Raw genomic sequence first — 17,257 nt, 5'->3', positions numbered from 1 at the left:
CGCCACTTCACACATAAGGGTGTCCGTACGGCGGTTCGCCCGGGGAGACGGCGACCCGTGTGCTCGGTACGGATCGGGCCGTACGGGACCGGGTCTGGGCGGGGGAAGCGCCAGGTAGCCTTGGCGCGTGCCCCGTCTGTCAGAAGTCATCGCCGCGCTGGAGAACCTGTGGCCCGCCGAGCGGGCCGAGTCCTGGGACGCGGTCGGCACGGTCGTGGGCGACCCCGGCCAGGAGGTGTCCCGGGTCCTGTTCGCCGTCGACCCGGTCCAGGAGATCGTCGACGAGGCGGTGAAGCTGGACGCCGATCTGCTGGTCACCCACCACCCGCTCTATCTGCGGGGGACGACGACGGTCGCCGCGAGCCACTTCAAGGGCCGGGCCGTGCACACCCTGATCAAGCACGACATCGCCCTGCACGTCGCCCACACCAACGCCGACGGCGCCGACCCCGGAGTCTCCGACGCCCTCGCGGGCGCGCTGGACCTCAGGGTCGTGGGCCCGCTGGTGCCGGACCCCGCCGACCCGGCGGGCCGCCGCGGACTCGGCCGGATCTGCGCGCTGGACCATCCGCTGACCGTCGCCGAGTTCGCCGCCCGCGCCGCCGAGCGGCTGCCCGCCACCGCGCAGGGCATCCGGGTGGCCGGCGACCCCGGCGCCCTGCTGCGCACGGTCGCGGTCAGCGGCGGCTCCGGCGACAGCCTCTTCGACCGGGTGCGCGCCGCCGGGGTGGACGCCTTCCTCACCGCCGACCTGCGCCACCACCCGGCGTCCGAGGCGCGCGCCGAGACGCCGCTCGCCCTGTTCGACGCGGCGCACTGGGCCACCGAGTGGCCCTGGTGCGAGCTGGCCGCCGCCCAGCTCGACGAGATCTCCGACCGGCACGGCTGGGATCTGCGCGTCCATGTCTCGCGCACGGTCACCGACCCCTGGGTCACCCACGTCCCCTCCGCCCCTTCTTCTTCAGGAGCCCCCAACTGAACGCCGCGCTCGCCGACCAGATCCGACTCCTCGACGTCCAGGACCTGGACGTCCGTCTCCAGCAGCTCGCCCACAAGCGGCGGTCGCTGCCCGAGCACGCCGAGATCGAGTCGCTGACCAGGGACCACAGCCAGCTCCGGGATCTGCTGGTGGCCGCGCAGACCGAGGAGAGCGACTGCGCCCGCGAGCAGACCAAGGCGGAGCAGGACGTCGACCAGGTGCGGCAGCGCGCCGCGCGCGACCAGCAGCGCCTGGACTCCGGCGCGGTCACCTCGCCCAAGGACCTGGAGAACCTCCAGCGCGAGATCACCTCCCTCGCCAAGCGCCAGGGCGATCTGGAGGATGTGGTGCTGGAGGTCATGGAGCGCCGGGAGTCCGCGCAGGAGCGGGTCACCGAACTGACCGAGCGGACCGGTGCGGTGCAGGGCCGGATCGACGAGGCGACGGCCCGCCGCGACGCCGCGTTCGAGTCCCTGGACGGCGAGGCGGCCTCGGCGTCGAAGGAGCGCGGGGTCATTGCCGCGACGATCCCCGCGGACCTCCTCAAGCTCTACGACAAGCTGCGCGAGCAGCAGGGCGGCATCGGCGCGGCCAAGCTCTACCAGCGCACCTGCCAGGGCTGCCGCCAGGAACTGGCGATCACCGACATCAACGCGATCCGCTCCGCGGCCCCCGACGCGGTCGTCCGCTGCGAGAACTGCCGCCGCATCCTGGTCCGCACCTCCGAGTCGGGCCTGTAGGGCCGGGGCGGGGCGGGGCGCGACGGTGGGGAACCCGACGGCCAACGGACCACAGACACCCCTCACCCAGGGGCGCGGGGAACTGCGCGATCAGCCCCCACCGGCCGCCACGGCCACAACAGCCGATGCGCCCACCCCGACCCCCCAGGGGCGCGGGGAACTGCGCGACCAGCCCCCACCGGCCGCCACCGCCACGACAACCGATGCGCCCCCACCGGCCGCCACCGTCACAGCGACCACCACCCCCGGATGGCGCGCCCCCGACCTGGGCCCACCCACCACCTTCGTCCTCCTCCGCCACGGAGAAACCCCCCTCACCCCCCAGAAGCGCTTCTCCGGCAGCGGCGGCACCGACCCGGCCCTCTCCCCCACCGGCCACGACCAGGCGACCCGCGCCGCCACCGCCCTCGCGGCCCGCCGCGCGGCGACCGGGGCGCCCGGCGCGTCCGAGGCGATCGGCGCCATCGACGCGATCATCGCCTCCCCCCTCACCCGCACCCGCGAGACCGCCGCCGCCGTCGCCGCCCGCCTCCACCTCGGCATCACCATCGAGGAGGGCCTGCGCGAGACCGACTTCGGCGCCTGGGAGGGCCTCACCTTCGCCGAGGTCCAGCAGCGCCACCCCGACGACCTCACCACCTGGCTGGCCGACCCGGAGGCACACCCCACCGGCGGCGGCGAGAGCTTCGCGGCCACCGCGACCCGCGTCGCCGCCACCCGCGAGAAACTGCTCGCGGCGTACGCGGGCCGTACGGTCCTCCTGGTCACCCATGTGACCCCGATCAAGACCCTGGTCCGGCTCGCGCTCGGCGCCCCACCGGAGTCGATGTTCCGGATGGAACTCTCGGCCGCGTCCCTCTCCGTCGTGACCCACTACTCCGACGGCAACTCCGGCCTCAGACTCTTCAACGACACCTCACACCTGAGCTGAACCCCTGAGCTGGACCCCTGAGCGGAACCTCTGAGCCGACCGTGCCCACGCTCACGCTCGCAGCCCGGCCGCCTCCCGCGCCAGCGCGCTGATCCGCCCCCAGTCCCCGCCCGCCACCGCGTCCCTGGGCAGCATCCAGCTCCCGCCCACGCACGCCACATTGGGCAGCGCCAGATAGCCGGGCGCGCTGTCCGCCCCGATCCCGCCGGTCGGGCAGAACCGGGCCTGCGGCAGCGGCCCGTACAGCGACTTCAGATACGCCGCGCCGCCCGCCGCCTGCGCGGGGAAGAACTTCAGCTCACTCACCCCCCGCTCCAGCAGCGCCACCACCTCGGACGTGGTCGACACCCCCGGCAGGAACGGCACCCCGGACCCCCGCATCGACTCCAGCAACCCGTCCGTCCACCCCGGGCTCACCAGAAAGCGCGCCCCGGCCGCGACCGCGTCCGTGACCTGCCCGGGGCTGATGACGGTCCCGGCGCCGACCACCGCGTCCGGCACCTCGGCGGCGACCGCCCGGATCGCGTCCAGCGCGCCCGGCGTCCGCAGGGTCACCTCGATCGCGGGCAGCCCCCCGGCGACCAGGGCACGGGCGAGCGGCACGGCGTCGGCGGGATCGTCCACGACGACCACGGGGATGACGGGGGCGAGATCCAGCACAGAGACGTCAGAGGAGACCATGGAGACCATGGGCGCCATCCTGCCGCCCGAATGCACCCTACGCAAAGCCCATTGCACCCTCCGCAACGGAACGGAACGGAGCGGAACGAAACGCGGCGCAGGCACAGCGCACCCACCCCCTCAATGCACCTCGGTCACCAGCACATCCACCGCCCACCCCCGGCCCCCCGCCCCCGGATCCTCCGCCTCCACCACATACCCGAGGTCCCGCAACGCCTCCACCAGCTCCGCCGGCCGCCGCGGCGCCGCCCCCGCCACCAGCAGACTCCGCACGATCCGTCCCTTGGTCGCCTTGTTGAAGTGGCTGACGACCTTCCGGGTCGGCGCGTGCAGCACCCGTACCGTCGCCGTACGGCCCGCGACCGCGCCGGTCGGCTTCCACGCCGCCGCGTACGCGGCCGACCGCAGGTCCAGCACCAGCCCGTCCCCGGCGATCTCCGGCAGCACCTCGGCCATCGGCGCCCGCCAGTGCCCGGCCAGCGCGCCGAGCCCCGGCAGCCGCACCCCCATCGAGCAGCGGTAGGACGGAATCCGGTCCGTCACCCGAACCGCACCCCACAGCCCCGAGAACACCAGCAGCGACCGCGCCGCCCGCCGCTTGGCGGCACTGTCCAGCGAGGCCAGGTCCAGGGCGTCGTAGAGCACACCGGTGTAGATGTCCCCGGCCGGGCGGGTGCCGGCCGTGCGCAGCCCGGCGTTCTTGGCGATCTCGCCGCGCAGCCCCGCACTCAGTCCGAGCACCTCGGCGGCCTTGTCCTCGTCGGCCGCGCACAGCTCCACCAGCTCCGACAGCACCGCTTCCCGGGCGGACGCGAGCCCCGGCAGGGCGAGCCCCTCGGGCTTGAGCGGAGCACCGCGACCGGAAGAGGCGGCCTTGCCCTCGGACGGCGGCAGCAGCACGAGCACGGTGATGTCTCCTTCGTTCCGTTCCGTTCCGGCCCCGCCCACGACGACGCCCGGCGCCGGCGTGACGACGCCCGGGCCAGCGTACGGCGCCGGGCCCCTCCACCCCCCTCCCCCTCACCCCCCTCCCCTCACCCCCCCTTCCACGACATAACGCATGGCCAGCCGGATCGCCGCCGCCTGGCCGGGCGGGAAGTCCGAGAGGAAGGCCCGCAGGAAGCCGTGCTCCGACTCGGCTGGCAGACCCGCGTCCGGGATCAGCCCCGGTGGCAGACAGTCGGCGAGCACCCGGGCGGCCTCCTCGACCCGGGGGTCGTCCGGACCGGCGTCGGCGAGCGCGTCGAGCAGGGCGTAGGCGCGGGTGACCCGGGCGACCGCCTCCGGCCGGGCGAACGCGGCGGTCAGCGCGGCATGGATGCGCCGCCGGTCCTCGGGCCCGGCCGTGCTCTCCAGCAGCGTGAAGATCTCCCGGTCCCGGGCGGCCATGGGGGAGTCGGGCACCTGTGCCATCCCCGCGAACAGCTCCGCCAGCTCCGGGGAGACCGGCCCGTCGGCGGACAGCTCACCGTGGGCCAGCAGTGCGCGCAGTTGGGCCCGCCGCTCCCGCAGCGCGGCCTCCTGCCGGGCGAGGTCCGCGTCCAGCTCCCCCAGCACCTCGGCCAGGTCCCGCCCGGCGTCGTCCGCGAGGACGTCCCGCACCTCGGCGAGGCCGAGCCCCAGCTCGGTCAGCCGCCTGATCCGGGCCAGCACGACGACATGCCGCAGGGCGTAGCTCCGGTAGCCGTTCGCCAGCCGCTCGGGCTCGGGCAGCAGGCCGAGGTGGTGGTAGTGCCGGACGGTCCGGGTGGTGACCCCGACGGTCGCGGCGAGTTCTCCGATCCGCATGACCCCAGTACAGACGCTGACGCCACGGCAGGGTCAAGCGGAGAGGGACGGAAGACCCGAGGACCGTCCGGCGTTGGACGAATGTGGGACGAGGAGCAGGACGGACGGACGACCCCGGACCCCGTACCCACCCGCCGCGCAAGCCCACAAGATGATGCCCACAAGTTGCCCACAACATGGCCAGGGGGAACCGGAACGAATGGAAGAAGCACGCTGGGCCAGAGCGAGACTCGGCCGCGGGGGACCGGCGCTGCATCTGCTGACGGCGTCCTTCGACCGCCATGTCTACGCCCCGCACACGCACGAGGAGTACACGATCGGCGTGACGGTCGGCGGGCGGGAGATCATCGACTACCGCGGCGGCCGGGTCGTCTCCGGCCCCGGCTCGATCGTGGTGCTGGCCCCCGGCGAGACCCACACCGGCGGCCCGGCGGGCTGCGCCGGATACGCCTACCGGGCCCTGTACGCACCGCCGTCCCTCCTGACCGACGGCGTGCTCGGCACGGTCCTCCCCGATTTCGGCTGCGCGGTCCTGGCCGACGATCCCGAACTCTCCCGCGCCCTGCGCCTGGCCCACACCGACCTCACGGCCTGCCCCGACCCCCTGGAGACGGAGTCCCGCCTGCCCTGGCTGCTGACCGCCCTCACCCACCGCCACTCCACCGCCCGCCCCCAGCCGTCCCGGATCCCCGGCGCGACCGCGGTGGCCGCCGCCGTCCGCGACCGCCTCGCCGACGACCTCCTCGCCCCACCGTCCCTCGCCGACCTGGCGACCGACCTCGACATGTCCCGCTATCAACTGCTCCGGGCGTTCCGCACGGCCATGGGACTCCCGCCGTACGCCTGGCTGGCCCAGTACCGGGTGGGCAGGGCGCGGGTGCTGCTGGAGAGCGGGCTGCGTCCGGCGGAGGTGGCGGGGCTGGTCGGCTTCGCGGACCAGGCGCATCTGACGCGCTGGTTCCGGCGGGTGCTCGGGGTGACCCCGGCGGCGTACCGCAACAGCGTTCAAGACACCCGCTGACCAGCCGCCCGACACTCCCCCCATGACTGCACGCGCCTGGCTGCTCTTCGCTCTCATGGGAGTGATCTGGGGCATCCCGTACCTCCTGATCAAAGTGGCGGTGGAAGCGGACCTCACCCCCTCCTTCGTCGTCTTCGTCCGCTGCGCGCTGGGCGCGGCGCTGCTGCTCCCGTTCGCGCTCCGGCAGGGCGGGATGGGGCGGACGGTCCGCCGCCACTGGAAACCGATGCTGGCCTTCGCGTGCATCGAGGTCATCGGCCCGTGGTGGACCCTGACGGACGCGGAACGCCACCTCTCCAGCTCGATGGCGGGCCTCCTGATAGCGGGCGTACCCATCGTCGGCGTGGCCCTCGCCCGCTTCTTCGGCGCCGAGGAACACCTGGGCCCGCGCCGGGTGACGGGCCTGGCCCTGGGCCTGGCGGGCGTGGGCGTCCTCACCGCCCCGCATCTGACCGGCGGCGACGCCCGCTCCCTCGCCGAGGTGCTCCTCACGGTCCTCGGCTACGCCACGGCCCCCCTGATAGCGGCCCGCCACCTCCGCGACGTCCCCTCCCTCCACCTCACGGCCCCCTGCCTGGCCCTCGCCGCCCTGGTCTACGCCCCCGCGGCCGCCCTGACCCGCCCCGACCACCTCCCCCCTATCGACGTCCTCATCTCCCTGGCCGCCCTGGGCGTGATCTGCACGGCCATCGCCTTCGTCGCCTTCCTGGAACTGATCAAGGAGGCGGGCCCGACCCGCGCCACGGTCATCACCTATGTCAATCCGGCGGTCGCGGTGGCGGCGGGCGCCCTCTTCCTGGACGAGGAACTCACCCTCACCGTCCTGCTGGCCTTCACCCTGATCCTGGCCGGATCGGTGCTGGCCACGGCGGCGGGCCCGAGCCGCCCGCGCGGGCGGCTACCATGGTCCACACGGCAGACGAGCCGGGCGGACGGCCGCGTGGAGGTTCTTGTGGATCTCCCCGAGGAACGTCCGGGCTCCACAGGGCAGGGTGGTGGCTAACGGCCACCCGGGGTGACCCGCGGGACAGTGCCACAGAAAACAGACCGCCCGGCGCTTCGGCACCGGGTAAGGGTGAAACGGTGGTGTAAGAGACCACCAGTGCCCAGGGTGACCTGGGCAGCTAGGTAAACCCCACCTGGAGCAAGGTCAAGAGGAGCGCCGTGAAACGCGCTCTGCGCGGACGACCGAGGGCGGCCCGCCCGAGTCCGCGGGTAGACCGCACGAGGCCGGTGGCAACACCGGCCCTAGATGGATGGCCGTCACCCCGGCGACCGCGAGGTACCGGGGCACAGAACCCGGCGTACAGCCCTGCTCGTCTGCCACCACCCGGTTCCGCCGCCCCCCGAGCCCACGCCCGGCGCGTCCCTCATCCCCCACCGGATCCCCACCCGGAATCCTCCACCTGAAATCCTCCACCTGGCCGGAAATCGCTATCTGATCTTGCGTCAGTTGTGATCTCGGTTACCTTCGGACGAAACCGAACGGAGGTCTGCGATGACGCGAGGCTGGGAAGCCGATCCCTCGTCACCCCTGGTGCGCCGCCTGGGCAGGTCGCCCGCCGAACTGGGAACCACGGGCGGTGAGGCCGGATGCCCGGACATCTGGGAACTGGAGAACGGCGACATCGCCGTCGTGGGGCGTGACCTCACCGATGCCTATCTGGCCCACCTGCCCCCCGGGCTCGCCGTCGACGCGGACGAGCGGATCGTGATCATCCCCCGCAGGACGGCCGCCGCGGCGAAGCAGGACCTCCCCGATGCGTAGTCCACGGACCGCCGGCCCCGGTCGGCGTCTTGGGTTGGACGACTACCTAGAGGACTTCGACCGCCATTTCTGGAACTCCGGTCCCGAGGGATTCTGGAAGCTCGAACGACAGCAGAGCTTCCGCGAGCCCGGGGTGGAAAGCTGGGAAGCGTTCAGCCGGGGGAACTGGGACGAGTCCCTGGCGCTGATCGAGGGGCAGCGCGGCCACTACGAGAAGTACTTCCGGCGCATCGCCGGCCATGGATTCACCCTCCACCGTGTCCGTTGTGTGGAGGAGCCCATCTCCCCGTACCTCCAGTGGGAACTCCACCTGCTGCATCTGAAGGCCCGGTACGGAGAGGACACCAGAATCCTCAGCGGGGACGGAATCCGCCGGTACGAAGCAGAGCGCACCCTCGCGGAGATCGTCGTCCTCGGCTCCTCGGTGATGTACGAGGTCGTCTATGACAGCGAGGGCAAACTCGCCGGTGGCATCCGCTTCGGCGATCCGCAGGACATTTCTCGGTGCCGACGGGCGATCCGGGAGATGCACCGCTCCGGCGAGCCGTTGGACGCTTTCTTCAGCCGTGATGTCGCCCGGCTGCCCCCGCCGACCGTGACCGACGAGCGGGTCTGAGCCGCCGTGCCCGCACTGCGGCGGAGGACGCCGGGATCGGACAGAGACACCGGTCGAATGCCGGTCGCGACCCGAGGGTGATGTATGCGCACCATTCTGATTTCCTACTCCGCGCAGGGATTCGACCTGCTGCGAGGCGTGTGCGAACGGGCCGGGCACACACCCGTCGCCTATCTGCACGCGCGATCACTGCGGCCGGGCGGGCCGACGCGCAGCGGTGCGGGCGATGTCGTGGGCCGGATCGTCGATGCGCTGCCGGACGGGACGGATCTGCTGATTCCGGGCCGGAAGGGCATGCTCCCCCATATCGTCGAGGGTTATCGGGCCGACCTCATCGTCTGCTACGGATTCCCCTGGAAGCTGCCGCCGACGGTACTTGGGGCGACGCGTCTGGGTGCGATCAATGTGCACACGTCGATGCTGCCGAAATATCGAGGTCCCCTTCCCGTCAACTGGGCGATCAGGAACGGCGACAAGGAGATCGGCGTCAGCATCCACTGGATGGAGAGTGAATTCGACTCCGGTGGGATCCTGGCTCAGGAATCGGGGATCGCGCTGGGCGACGATGTCGTTCCCGGGCCGTTGTGGGAAGAGGTCGACGGATATATCGAGCGGCTTCTCCCGCTCGCCCTCGCCCGGGCCGAAGCCGGTGCCCCCGGTACACCGCAGGACGAGGGAGCGGCCACGTACGCGGGATGGATGGAACCCGAGTTCGCGCGGATCGACTGGAGCGCCGCCAGGGAGAAGATCCACCATCAGGTGCGCGCCTTCAGGTTCGGCAGTTCGGGAAGATCCGGCCCGGTTGCCGTGGTGGCCGACCACCGGCTGGAGGTTCTGCGCACCTCCTTGCAGCCGGCGGACGGCATCAGGGTGATGTGCGGGGACGGCCCCGTGTGGATCACGGAGTCCGTGGCGGTGCCGGACTCCGGGTCCTGAACGCGCTCCCCGAACCGGCGTGTATCAGGTCGGGCCGGGTGATGTCTCCGCCGCCAGGGAACGCCGGTATCGCGCGAGCTTGTCCCGGATCACCGTCGTCCACGGGTGCTCCGGGCCGAGCACCCGCTCGCGCCGTTCTGCGACGGCCTCCGCCTGTTCGACTGCTTCCCGGAAGTCGCCGACCGCGTGCAGGACGCTGCTCAGCAGGCTCCGGGCCGCCAGGGTGATGGGGTAGTCCGCCCCGAAGCGCATGTCATGGGCCGCCAGGGCGCGGCGGGCCAACGGCAGCGCTTCGGAGTGCCTTCCGGTGTTGAACAGCGCTCCCGCGCAGTTCAGCTCCGCAGACAGCGTGACCGGGTGATCGGTGCCCAGCTCGCGGCGGCAGTCGGCGACCACGTCCGGCCCTGCCGGTGCCTCGCGGTCCAGGTCGGGTCCGGGCGGCAGTTCGAGCAGACACGCTCTCGCCTCCAGCGTCAGCGGGTGCCACGGTCCCAGCAGCGCGGCGCGTCCGGCCGCCGCCCGGTGCATCAACTGCACCGCCTCCGCCGGACGGCCGAGCCAGGTCAGCGGACGGGACAGATGCAGGCAGGTCGTCAGGGTGTCCGGGGCCTCGGCACCGCAGATCCGTTCCAGGTCGTCGAGCAGCCCCCGATGGAGGTCCGCCGCCTCGGCGAGGCGTCCCAGACGGTCGGTCGCCTTCCCGATCCGCTGCCGCAGACGCAGGACCAGGATGTGATCGTCGCCCAGTCGCCGTCGCACGAGGTCCGTCGCCTGTTCGGCGGCGGCCAGCGCGGAGGCGTAGTCGCCGGAACGGTGCTGGGCCGTCACCAGGGACAGGGCGCAGGCGGCTGCGGACTCGGCGGTACCGGCCGAGATCTCGGGCCAGGTGACCACGCGGCGCAGCAGCGCCAGGACATGCGGGGCGAGAGCGCTGAGTCGGCTGTCGCGCAGGCCGCGTTCGGGTGCGGCGGGCAGGCAGCGCAGCAGCAGTACGGCCGACGCGGTGGCGAGCCGGTCGCGCTCGTCGGCCGGGGTGGCGCGTGCGACGCTGTCGAGCAGTACCCCGTGCGTGCGCAGACAGCGGATGTCGCCGGGAACGAGTTCGGTGAGCGAGTGGTTGAGCAGTCCCCGCAGCGCCAGTTCCATCCGATCGGCGGGCAGGGGCAGATCGAGCCGGGCGTCGGCGAGCAGGGACAGCGGCAGGGGGTCGCTCGACCAGCAGGCCAGCAGGCGGAGCAGGGTGACGGCCTCCGGCAGGCCCTGTCCGACCAGGGAGTTCAGCGAGAGCTGCCACGTTCCGCTGACCAGGTGTCGCGAGTCGTTGGCCGCGCTGGTGGCGCCCTGGTCGATCAGCTCGATGGGATCCGGACGCTCCACCAGACGGCGGCCGTACTCCTCCATCGTCCAAGGGTCGATCACCTGGTGGGCCAGGAATCCGCCCGCCAGGGTCAGGGCGAGCGGCAGGCGGCCGAGGCGGTCGGCGATGGCGGCGGCGTCCTCGACGGACCCCGTGCCGGGGGCCAGATCCGCCAGGACCTGGGCCGCGTCCTCCCGGGGCAGAACACCGACGTGCAGCAGTTCGGCGGCGGGCCACCAGTGGCCGGCGGCCTGCCGGGTGGTCACGAGGACGGTTCCGCGCGGGCTGGTGCGCAGCCATCCGCCGTCCCGCAGTACCGCCGGGTCGTCCGCGTTGTCCAGCACCAGCAGCCAGGGCCGGTCGGACCGGTCGAGATGATCCCAGACCAGGTCCGCAGCCGCGCGCAGGCCGTTGCGCGCGGCCATCAGCTCGCCGTCCCCGGCGCCGCGGTCGGCGGCCACGGCGAGCATCCCGGCCCGCAGGGACGCCTGATCGGAGGCGTTGACCCACAGGCCCAGGCGCCCGCTGTCCCGGGTGGCGTGTTCGAAGAGGGCGCACGCCACGGCCGTCTTGCCGCATCCTCCCAGACCGTGCAGGACGAACACGGTGTTTCCGGCGCCCTCGGTCACGGTCTCCTTCAGGCGGCCGACGAGTTCGCTCCGGTCCCGGAGGATCGCCGGTGCCCGGCCGATGGGGGGACGCCGTACTGAGTCGGGGCCGGTCCAGGTGGCTTCGTGATGGTGGTGCTCGATGATGTGCTGATCGCCGGAAGCCTGGTAGACGCGCCCCTGATCAGTGGCCCGGCCGTCGTTGCTGCCGGTCACCGCTGATCGAGGTGCAGGTCGCGGCCCGCCTGGTAGACGCGTGAGCTGCCGGAGGCGGTGGCCCGCTGGGTGACGGTCACGGTGGTGGGTGCCTCGGCGGCAAGGTCGCCGAGCAGGGAACGCAGTTCGGTCGCGGCCTCGGGATGGGCGACGAGGAGCCGGCGGATACGGCCCTGCCACTCCTCCGCGATCTCCCGCTCCGTCTCCTCGTCACCGTCGGCGCGCGCGTCCACGAGTTCCTGGCGCGATGTGTCGAGCTGGGCGGCCACCTGCTCCTCCTGGCCCGGCCGGACGCGTCGCCACAGCGCGAGCATCCCGTTCCGCGCGGCGTTCCACGTGTCCGACGCCAGCAGCGTCACGATCGTCGTCCCGGCAGTCCCCGCCAGCAGGGTGATCTCCGCGTCCATCCTCCGCCCCTCCCACCATTCGGCCCGGCGCTCAACTCTAGTGCCGACGCACCGTCAGTACAGGTGCCATCAGCGGCATATGAGCCCCCGCTGCCCGACATGCCCCCGAAAACGGCCCACCGCTCGCTACGTTGACCCAGGGGAACGGGGACCTGGCGTCCCGTGGCCGTGAGATGAGGGGAACACGCCGTGAAACAGCAGCAGTTGACCGTCAGCGGACAGCGCATCGCCTACCTCGAATCCCCCGGGACCGGGCCCGTCGTGCTGTTCGTGCATGGGAACTCGTCGTCGTCCGGGGTCTGGGAACCCCTGCTGGGTGGGGAGTTCGGGGCGCGGTTCCGGTGTCTGGCCATCGATCTGCCGGGGCACGGGCGGTCGGGGCCGGCCGTCCGGTCGGAGGACGGCTACTCACTGCCGGGGTACGCCGCCGTGCTCGCCGGGTTCGCCCGGCTGACCGGTGCCGAGGGCGCCGTGCTGGTGGGCTGGAGTCTCGGCGGGCACGTCGTGCTGGAGGCGGCGGCGGAGCCGGCCGGGGCCGCCGGGTTCGTGGTGTTCGGCGCCCCGCCGGTGAGCGGTGCCGCCGACTTCGGGCGGGCCTTCCTCCCCGGGCCCGCCCTGAACATCGGTTTCACCGGCGAGGTCGACGCCGAGGGCGCCGAGGCGTATGCCCGCAGCTTCCTCGCCCCGGGTTCGGCCCTCCCGGTCGATGACCTCGTCGCCGACATCCTTGCCACCGACGGCGCCGCCCGGACCGGCCTCTTCGCCAGTCTCGGCGCCGGACGGTTCACCGATGAGATCGGGATCGTCGGACGGCTCGACCGGCCTCTCGCGGTGCTGCACGGGGAGGGGGACCAACTCGTCAGTCTGGAGTATCTGCGCGGGCTCGCCATGCCGACGCTGTGGCGCGGGGCGTTGCAGGTGATCCCCGGCGGCGGGCACGCCCCGCACATCGAGACGCCCGGGGTGTTCGCGGAACTCGTGGGGCGGTTCGTGCGGGAGGTGGGGGAGGGGAAATGAGAGGGAGAGGCTGTGGTGGGCGAGGCCCGGGCACGGAACGGTAACAAAGCCTGAATCAGCCGTAGTTGGCCGAATGTGCGCGCCGTAGCATCCTCTGTCCCCGGGTCTTTTGTCGTGAGTGTCCGGGTGGGGGAGGGGGGAACGGTGAGGTTCCCGTGTGCGGCCCGTGGGGGGTCGCGTTCTGCGCAGGTGCGGGGGGTGGCGGTGGGCTTCGGGGTCTGTCTCGGGCTGCTGCTGCCGGTGGTGCTGAGCGGGTGTTCCGGGGGTGGGGAGGAGGGGAGCGGGGGATCGTCCCCTTCCGTCGTGGAGGGCGGGGGGACGCCGTCCGGCACCCCCGACCTCGCTTCGCCCTCCGTCCCGGAACCCGTTTTGGAGAGTCCGGAGGGCGACCCGGCGGAGGCCACCGAGCCGCCCGTCGAGGAGGAGGCCGTCCCGGACGGGCCCGAGGGCGCCGAGGCGCTGTGGGGGGCCGAGTACTCCGGGACCGCCGAGGTGTCCGTCGATGTGTACGACTACTGCGCCGCCGACGGGTCCCGGCAGCTCGCGGACTCGCAGTCGTACTCCATGAGCGCCACGCTCAGTCTCGGGGCGCCGCGGTCCGGCGGGGGTGCCACCGAGGACAATCCGTTCACCCTGGTCATGGCCGTGGGGCAGCCCGACGACGCCGGGGCGGTGTCGCTGTGGTCGTCGGCCGTCAGCGCTGTGTCGGGGCAGGATCTCGCCGGTAACCCGCGGGACCCGGACCTGCTGCTCACCTACTGGGACATGGAGTGGGACGACGGCGAGGTCACCGGCCGTCTCATCGACGACCACACCGACCAGGCCGTCGCGCTCAACCTCCTCAACTGGCCCGCCCAGACCGTCCCCTGCCGCGACGACCTCGGCCAACTGCCCCTCGGCTTCCCGCACGCCCTCGGCGAGGGCACCACCCTCGGCGGCGACCTCGACACCGACAGCGCCTCCCTCACCGTCCAGGGCGGTACTGGGGACGGACAGTTCGAGTTCGGTCTTGAGTTCGGCGGGTCGGCCTCCTGACGGGCTGGCTGCATGGGGGGTGTTGGGGGTGGGGTGGGGGTGGGGGTGGGGGCCCGCGGGGTGAGTCGCGGGGCCCCCTCGCATCAGCGTGTCACCGGGTCACCATGTCACCGGCAGCGCGTACAGCCCCTTCAGCATTGCCTCCGCCTTCCACTTCAGTTCCTCCTCCGGGACCGCCGGCTTCAGGCCCGGCAGCCGGTCCAGCAGGGTGCGGACGGCGACCTCCAGTTCGAGGCGGGCCAGTCGGGAGCCGACGCAGAAGTGGGCGCCGTGGCCGAAACTGAGGTGCGGTGCCTCGGGCTTGCGGTCCAGGACCAGCGCGTCGGGGTCCCGGTAGACCTCGGGGTCGCGGTTGGCCGCGTTCATGTCCACCAGGACCGGGTCCCCGGCCCGTACCAGCACCCCGCCCAGCTCCACGTCCTCCGTCGCGTACCGGCAGAAGTTGAGGCCGTTGGGCATCGGCACGTACCGCAGCAACTCCTCCAGGGCGACCGGGATCCGCTCCGGCTCCTCGCGCAGCCGGGACATCCACTCGGGGCGGCGCAGCAGCAGGTAGGAGAAGTTGGAGATCTGGTTGTAGGTGGTGACGAAACCGGCCGTGAGGAGTTCGGCCGCCAGCTCGAACATCTCTTCGTAGGTGAGGCGCTCCTCCTCGTCCTGGGCCCGGACCAGGGCGCTGAGGAGGTCCTCGCCGGGCTCGTGGCGGCGCAGTTCGAGCAGTTCGCCGAGGAAGGCGACGAACGCCTCCGACTCGGCGACGAACGACTCCAGCGACACACTGTGCGCCAGCATCAGATCCAGCCACTCCTGGATCTTGCGGTGGTCGCCCTCGGGGACGCCCAGCAGATCGCAGATCAGGGTGATGGAGAGGGGGAAGGCGTAGTCCTGGACCAGGTCGCCGGGCTGGCCCTTCTCCTCCAGGCGGTCCACCAGTTCGGTGGCGATCTCCTGGACCCGGTCCGTGAGCTGGTTGATGCGGCGGGGGCTGAAGTGCCGGGCGATCACCTGGCGCAGCCGGGTGTGCTCGGGCGCGTCGGTGGACATCAGGCCGACCCCGCTGGTGGAGAGCGGGCGCATCCGGGGCTGGTCGCGGTGCACCCCGGCGGCCAGGCTGAACCGGGCGTCGGCCAGCACGAACCGGGCGTCCGCGTACCGGGTGACCAGCCACGCCTCCTCGCCGTACGGCAGCTTCACGCGCGGCAGCGGGCCCGCCCGCAGCTCGGGGTAGCTCGGGGAGAGGTCCAGGCACTCAGCGGAGGTGAACGGGTAGCGCAGGGGGCATGATTGTCCCGCCGTCGTCCCGGCCGTCCCGGCCGTCTCGGTCGTCGCCGCCGTCGCCGCTGTTTCGGCCGTCGCCGGTGTTGTGGTCGTCTCGGTCATCGGGGGTCTCCTTGGTGGTGTTCCGGTCGGTGGCCTGCCCGGCGCGTCCCGCAGGCTCCTCGCGCTCCTCGGGCGCCTTGGGCTCCATGTGGCCCTCGCGGCGCTCGCATCCTTCGGCTTCCTCGCGTTCCTCGCGTGGGGCGACGGGGATCACCACATGGGTCGGCGGGGGGGCCGAGGTGTCGATGTCGGCGGTGAAGGGCCTGCCGTCGTCGCGGCAGACGAACTGCATGACATGCCGTCCCGCGGCGGCGGCGCGGATCAGGCCGCCGGTGGTGGCCCAGACGCCGGAGAAGTAGAAGTTGGCCAGGTCGGGGAGGGCGGGGCCCCACTTCTTGACCAGCTCCTCCAGCGTCTCGCCGCTCTCCACGAACGGCTGCCAGCCGAGCACGGTCCCGTCGTAGTTGCCGGTGTAGCGGACCTGGGTGAGCGGGGTGGACACGTCCCGGACCGCCACCGCGTCCCTGAGGCCGGGGAAGCGCCGCTCCAGGATGTCCAGCAGGGCGTCCCGGACCTGGTGCTTGGCCGCGTAGTAGGGCCGGCCCCGGCGCACCGGCAGGGTGTGCAGTTCGGTGCCGCCGCGGCTGCGGGTGCGCTGCTCGGGGCCGTCGGTCAGCTCCCGCCAGGGCTCCACGTCGGAGAAGTAGGTGACGTAGAGGACGGTGCTGTGCTCGGGGGACAGTTCCGGGTAGTGGGCGCTGCGGAACTGGACGTTGACGCTGGGATGGCGGATGCCGGTGAGCCGGGCCGCCTCCGCCTCGGTGAGCAGATGGGTGGTGCAGGGGTCCCCGGCGGGGAAGGGGCGGCGCAGACCGAGGAACAGGGCCACATAGCCGGGGAAGACCATCCCGGGCCGGTCGATGACCTCGTTGTAGAGGCGCCGGTACTCGTCCGGCAGATAGCGGCCCTTCAGCAGGCGCATGGTGGTGGCGTGGCCGTCGGCCGCCGAGACCACGATGTCCGCGCGGAACTCCCGGCCGTCGGTCAGCCGCACCCCCACCGCCCGGTCGTCCTCGATGAGGATCTCCTCGACCTTGGCGTTGTAGGTGACCTCGCCGCCGAGCCGCCGGTAGCGCCGCTCGATGGAGGTGGACAGGCCCAGCGACCCGCCCTCGGGCACCCCGGCCGACAGATTGGCGTGCGTGGCCATCTGGAAGTAGAACGGCAGCACCGGGAACGCCGCGTGCTTCTCGTACAGGACGAAATTGAACGCCTCGCGCAGCAGCGGGTCCTTGAATTTCGCCGAGTACTCGGTCATCAGGACGCCGATCGATTTCCGGATGACATTGAAGTACGGGACGAAGGAGGCGAGCATCCGCCAGCGTTCCGCCCGGCCCATCAGCCCGACCGGTTTCAGGAACGGATACGCCGCGAGGCAGGCGCGGAATTTTCTGAGACCGTTGCAGAAGTCCCGGATGCGCCGGCCGTCGGCCGGGGAGATCTCCCGCAGATGGGCCTCCAGCCGGTCCGGGTCGGAGTAGAAGTAGACGCTGCGTCCGTCCCGGCCGCGCACCACGTTGAAGACGTCGAAGTGGCGGATCTCCTTGCCCTGGAGCGCGCCCAGCTCCAGCCAGATCTGGTGCATCTCGTTGCCGGGCCCGCTGCCCAGCAGCCAGCTCACACAGCAGTCGAAGGTGAAATCGCCCCGTTCCCAGGCCGTGCAGCAGCCGCCCGGGATCTCGTGCATCTCGAAGATCCGGGACTCGTAGCCGTTCATCTGCGCGTAGCAGCCGGTCGACAGTCCGCCCAGCCCCGCCCCGATGATGATCATCGACCG

Annotated in this window: 15 protein-coding genes, 1 other RNA gene and 2 pseudogenes; 11 read left to right on the top strand and 7 right to left on the bottom strand. The window is 72.2% G+C overall.

The annotated features are described in order from the left end of the window. The first annotated feature begins 127 nt into the window (after positions 1 to 127). From AB0O01_RS03780 to AB0O01_RS03770, 3 genes and pseudogenes are all read left to right on the top strand, one after another. Positions 128 to 979, top strand: coding sequence for a Nif3-like dinuclear metal center hexameric protein (locus AB0O01_RS03780; RefSeq protein WP_365310706.1), 852 nt, complete (start codon positions 128 to 130; stop codon positions 977 to 979). Further along, positions 976 to 1,719 carry a C4-type zinc ribbon domain-containing protein gene (locus tag AB0O01_RS03775; RefSeq protein ID WP_365311225.1) on the top strand — a complete coding sequence of 248 codons (744 nt, stop codon included), beginning with the start codon at positions 976 to 978 and terminating at the stop codon, positions 1,717 to 1,719. Before AB0O01_RS03780 ends, AB0O01_RS03775 begins: the two co-directional genes overlap by 4 nt. Before the next feature lie 241 nt (positions 1,720 to 1,960). Further along, positions 1,961 to 2,650, top strand: a pseudogene (locus AB0O01_RS03770) (histidine phosphatase family protein); the annotation flags it as partial. Positions 2,651 to 2,701: 51 nt separating this feature from the next. Here AB0O01_RS03770 and eda read toward each other — a convergent pair. The 3 genes from eda to AB0O01_RS03755 all read right to left on the bottom strand — a co-directional run bounded on the left by eda (position 2,702) and on the right by AB0O01_RS03755 (position 5,119). Next, on the bottom strand, positions 2,702 to 3,340 hold the full coding sequence (eda, locus tag AB0O01_RS03765) for a bifunctional 4-hydroxy-2-oxoglutarate aldolase/2-dehydro-3-deoxy-phosphogluconate aldolase (RefSeq protein ID WP_365310704.1): 639 nt from the start codon (positions 3,338 to 3,340) through the stop codon (positions 2,702 to 2,704). A 111-nt stretch (positions 3,341 to 3,451) separates the two neighbouring features. Further along, positions 3,452 to 4,237, bottom strand: coding sequence for a peroxide stress protein YaaA (gene yaaA, locus AB0O01_RS03760; RefSeq protein WP_365310702.1), 786 nt, complete (start codon positions 4,235 to 4,237; stop codon positions 3,452 to 3,454). Between the two features lie 114 nt (positions 4,238 to 4,351). Next, positions 4,352 to 5,119, bottom strand: a complete 768-nt coding sequence (locus AB0O01_RS03755; RefSeq protein ID WP_365310700.1) for a MerR family transcriptional regulator — start codon at positions 5,117 to 5,119, stop codon at positions 4,352 to 4,354. A 199-nt stretch (positions 5,120 to 5,318) separates the two neighbouring features. Here AB0O01_RS03755 and AB0O01_RS03750 point away from each other — a divergent pair, with 199 nt between their 5' ends. The 6 genes and pseudogenes from AB0O01_RS03750 (at position 5,319) to AB0O01_RS03725 (ending at position 9,460) form a co-directional block, all read left to right on the top strand. Beyond that, a complete protein-coding gene (locus tag AB0O01_RS03750) occupies positions 5,319 to 6,140 on the top strand; it encodes an AraC family transcriptional regulator (RefSeq protein WP_365310698.1) in 822 nt (273 codons plus the stop codon). Between the two features lie 22 nt (positions 6,141 to 6,162). Then, positions 6,163 to 6,993, top strand: a pseudogene (locus AB0O01_RS03745) (DMT family transporter); the annotation flags it as partial. A gap of 67 nt (positions 6,994 to 7,060) precedes the next feature. Further along, positions 7,061 to 7,463: RNase P RNA component class A (gene rnpB / locus AB0O01_RS03740), an RNA gene on the top strand. 175 nt (positions 7,464 to 7,638) lie between these two features. After that, on the top strand, positions 7,639 to 7,908 hold the full coding sequence (locus AB0O01_RS03735) for a hypothetical protein (protein ID WP_365310696.1): 270 nt from the start codon (positions 7,639 to 7,641) through the stop codon (positions 7,906 to 7,908). Positions 7,909 to 7,942: 34 nt separating this feature from the next. Continuing rightward, complete coding sequence (locus AB0O01_RS03730) at positions 7,943 to 8,524, top strand: DUF6879 family protein (RefSeq protein ID WP_365310694.1); 582 nt, start codon at positions 7,943 to 7,945, stop codon at positions 8,522 to 8,524. Positions 8,525 to 8,608: 84 nt separating this feature from the next. After that, the gene (locus AB0O01_RS03725; protein WP_365310692.1) at positions 8,609 to 9,460 is read left to right on the top strand and encodes a formyltransferase family protein; all 852 of its coding nucleotides are present in this window, start codon (positions 8,609 to 8,611) and stop codon (positions 9,458 to 9,460) included. Positions 9,461 to 9,484: 24 nt separating this feature from the next. Here AB0O01_RS03725 and AB0O01_RS03720 read toward each other — a convergent pair whose 3' ends face one another. Both AB0O01_RS03720 and AB0O01_RS03715 read right to left on the bottom strand, forming a co-directional pair. Then, positions 9,485 to 11,641, bottom strand: a complete 2,157-nt coding sequence (locus tag AB0O01_RS03720) for a tetratricopeptide repeat protein (protein WP_365310690.1) — start codon at positions 11,639 to 11,641, stop codon at positions 9,485 to 9,487. Continuing rightward, complete coding sequence (locus tag AB0O01_RS03715; protein ID WP_365310688.1) at positions 11,638 to 12,048, bottom strand: hypothetical protein; 411 nt, start codon at positions 12,046 to 12,048, stop codon at positions 11,638 to 11,640. Before AB0O01_RS03715 ends, AB0O01_RS03720 begins: the two co-directional genes overlap by 4 nt. A gap of 189 nt (positions 12,049 to 12,237) precedes the next feature. Between AB0O01_RS03715 and AB0O01_RS03710 the strand changes: the two genes are divergently transcribed. Next, positions 12,238 to 13,065: an alpha/beta hydrolase gene (locus AB0O01_RS03710; protein WP_365310686.1), complete on the top strand. Its 828-nt coding sequence runs from the start codon at positions 12,238 to 12,240 to the stop codon at positions 13,063 to 13,065. Between the two features lie 198 nt (positions 13,066 to 13,263). Next, positions 13,264 to 14,100 carry a hypothetical protein gene (locus AB0O01_RS03705; protein ID WP_365310684.1) on the top strand — a complete coding sequence of 279 codons (837 nt, stop codon included), beginning with the start codon at positions 13,264 to 13,266 and terminating at the stop codon, positions 14,098 to 14,100. Positions 14,101 to 14,199: 99 nt separating this feature from the next. On the opposite strand, the gene AB0O01_RS03700 is transcribed toward AB0O01_RS03705, so the two are convergent. Together AB0O01_RS03700 and AB0O01_RS03695 are read right to left on the bottom strand one after the other, a co-directional pair. After that, a complete protein-coding gene (locus AB0O01_RS03700) occupies positions 14,200 to 15,345 on the bottom strand; it encodes a cytochrome P450 (RefSeq protein WP_365311224.1) in 1,146 nt (381 codons plus the stop codon). Positions 15,346 to 15,349: 4 nt separating this feature from the next. Further along, positions 15,350 to 17,251: an NAD(P)/FAD-dependent oxidoreductase gene (locus tag AB0O01_RS03695; RefSeq protein WP_365311223.1), complete on the bottom strand. Its 1,902-nt coding sequence runs from the start codon at positions 17,249 to 17,251 to the stop codon at positions 15,350 to 15,352. Between the last annotated feature and the right edge of the window lie 6 nt (positions 17,252 to 17,257).

The organism is Streptomyces sp. NPDC093252 (assembly GCF_040683675.1).
GTDB lineage: Bacteria > Actinomycetota > Actinomycetes > Streptomycetales > Streptomycetaceae > Streptomyces.
This window is presented reverse-complemented; position numbering and strand designations above follow the sequence as displayed.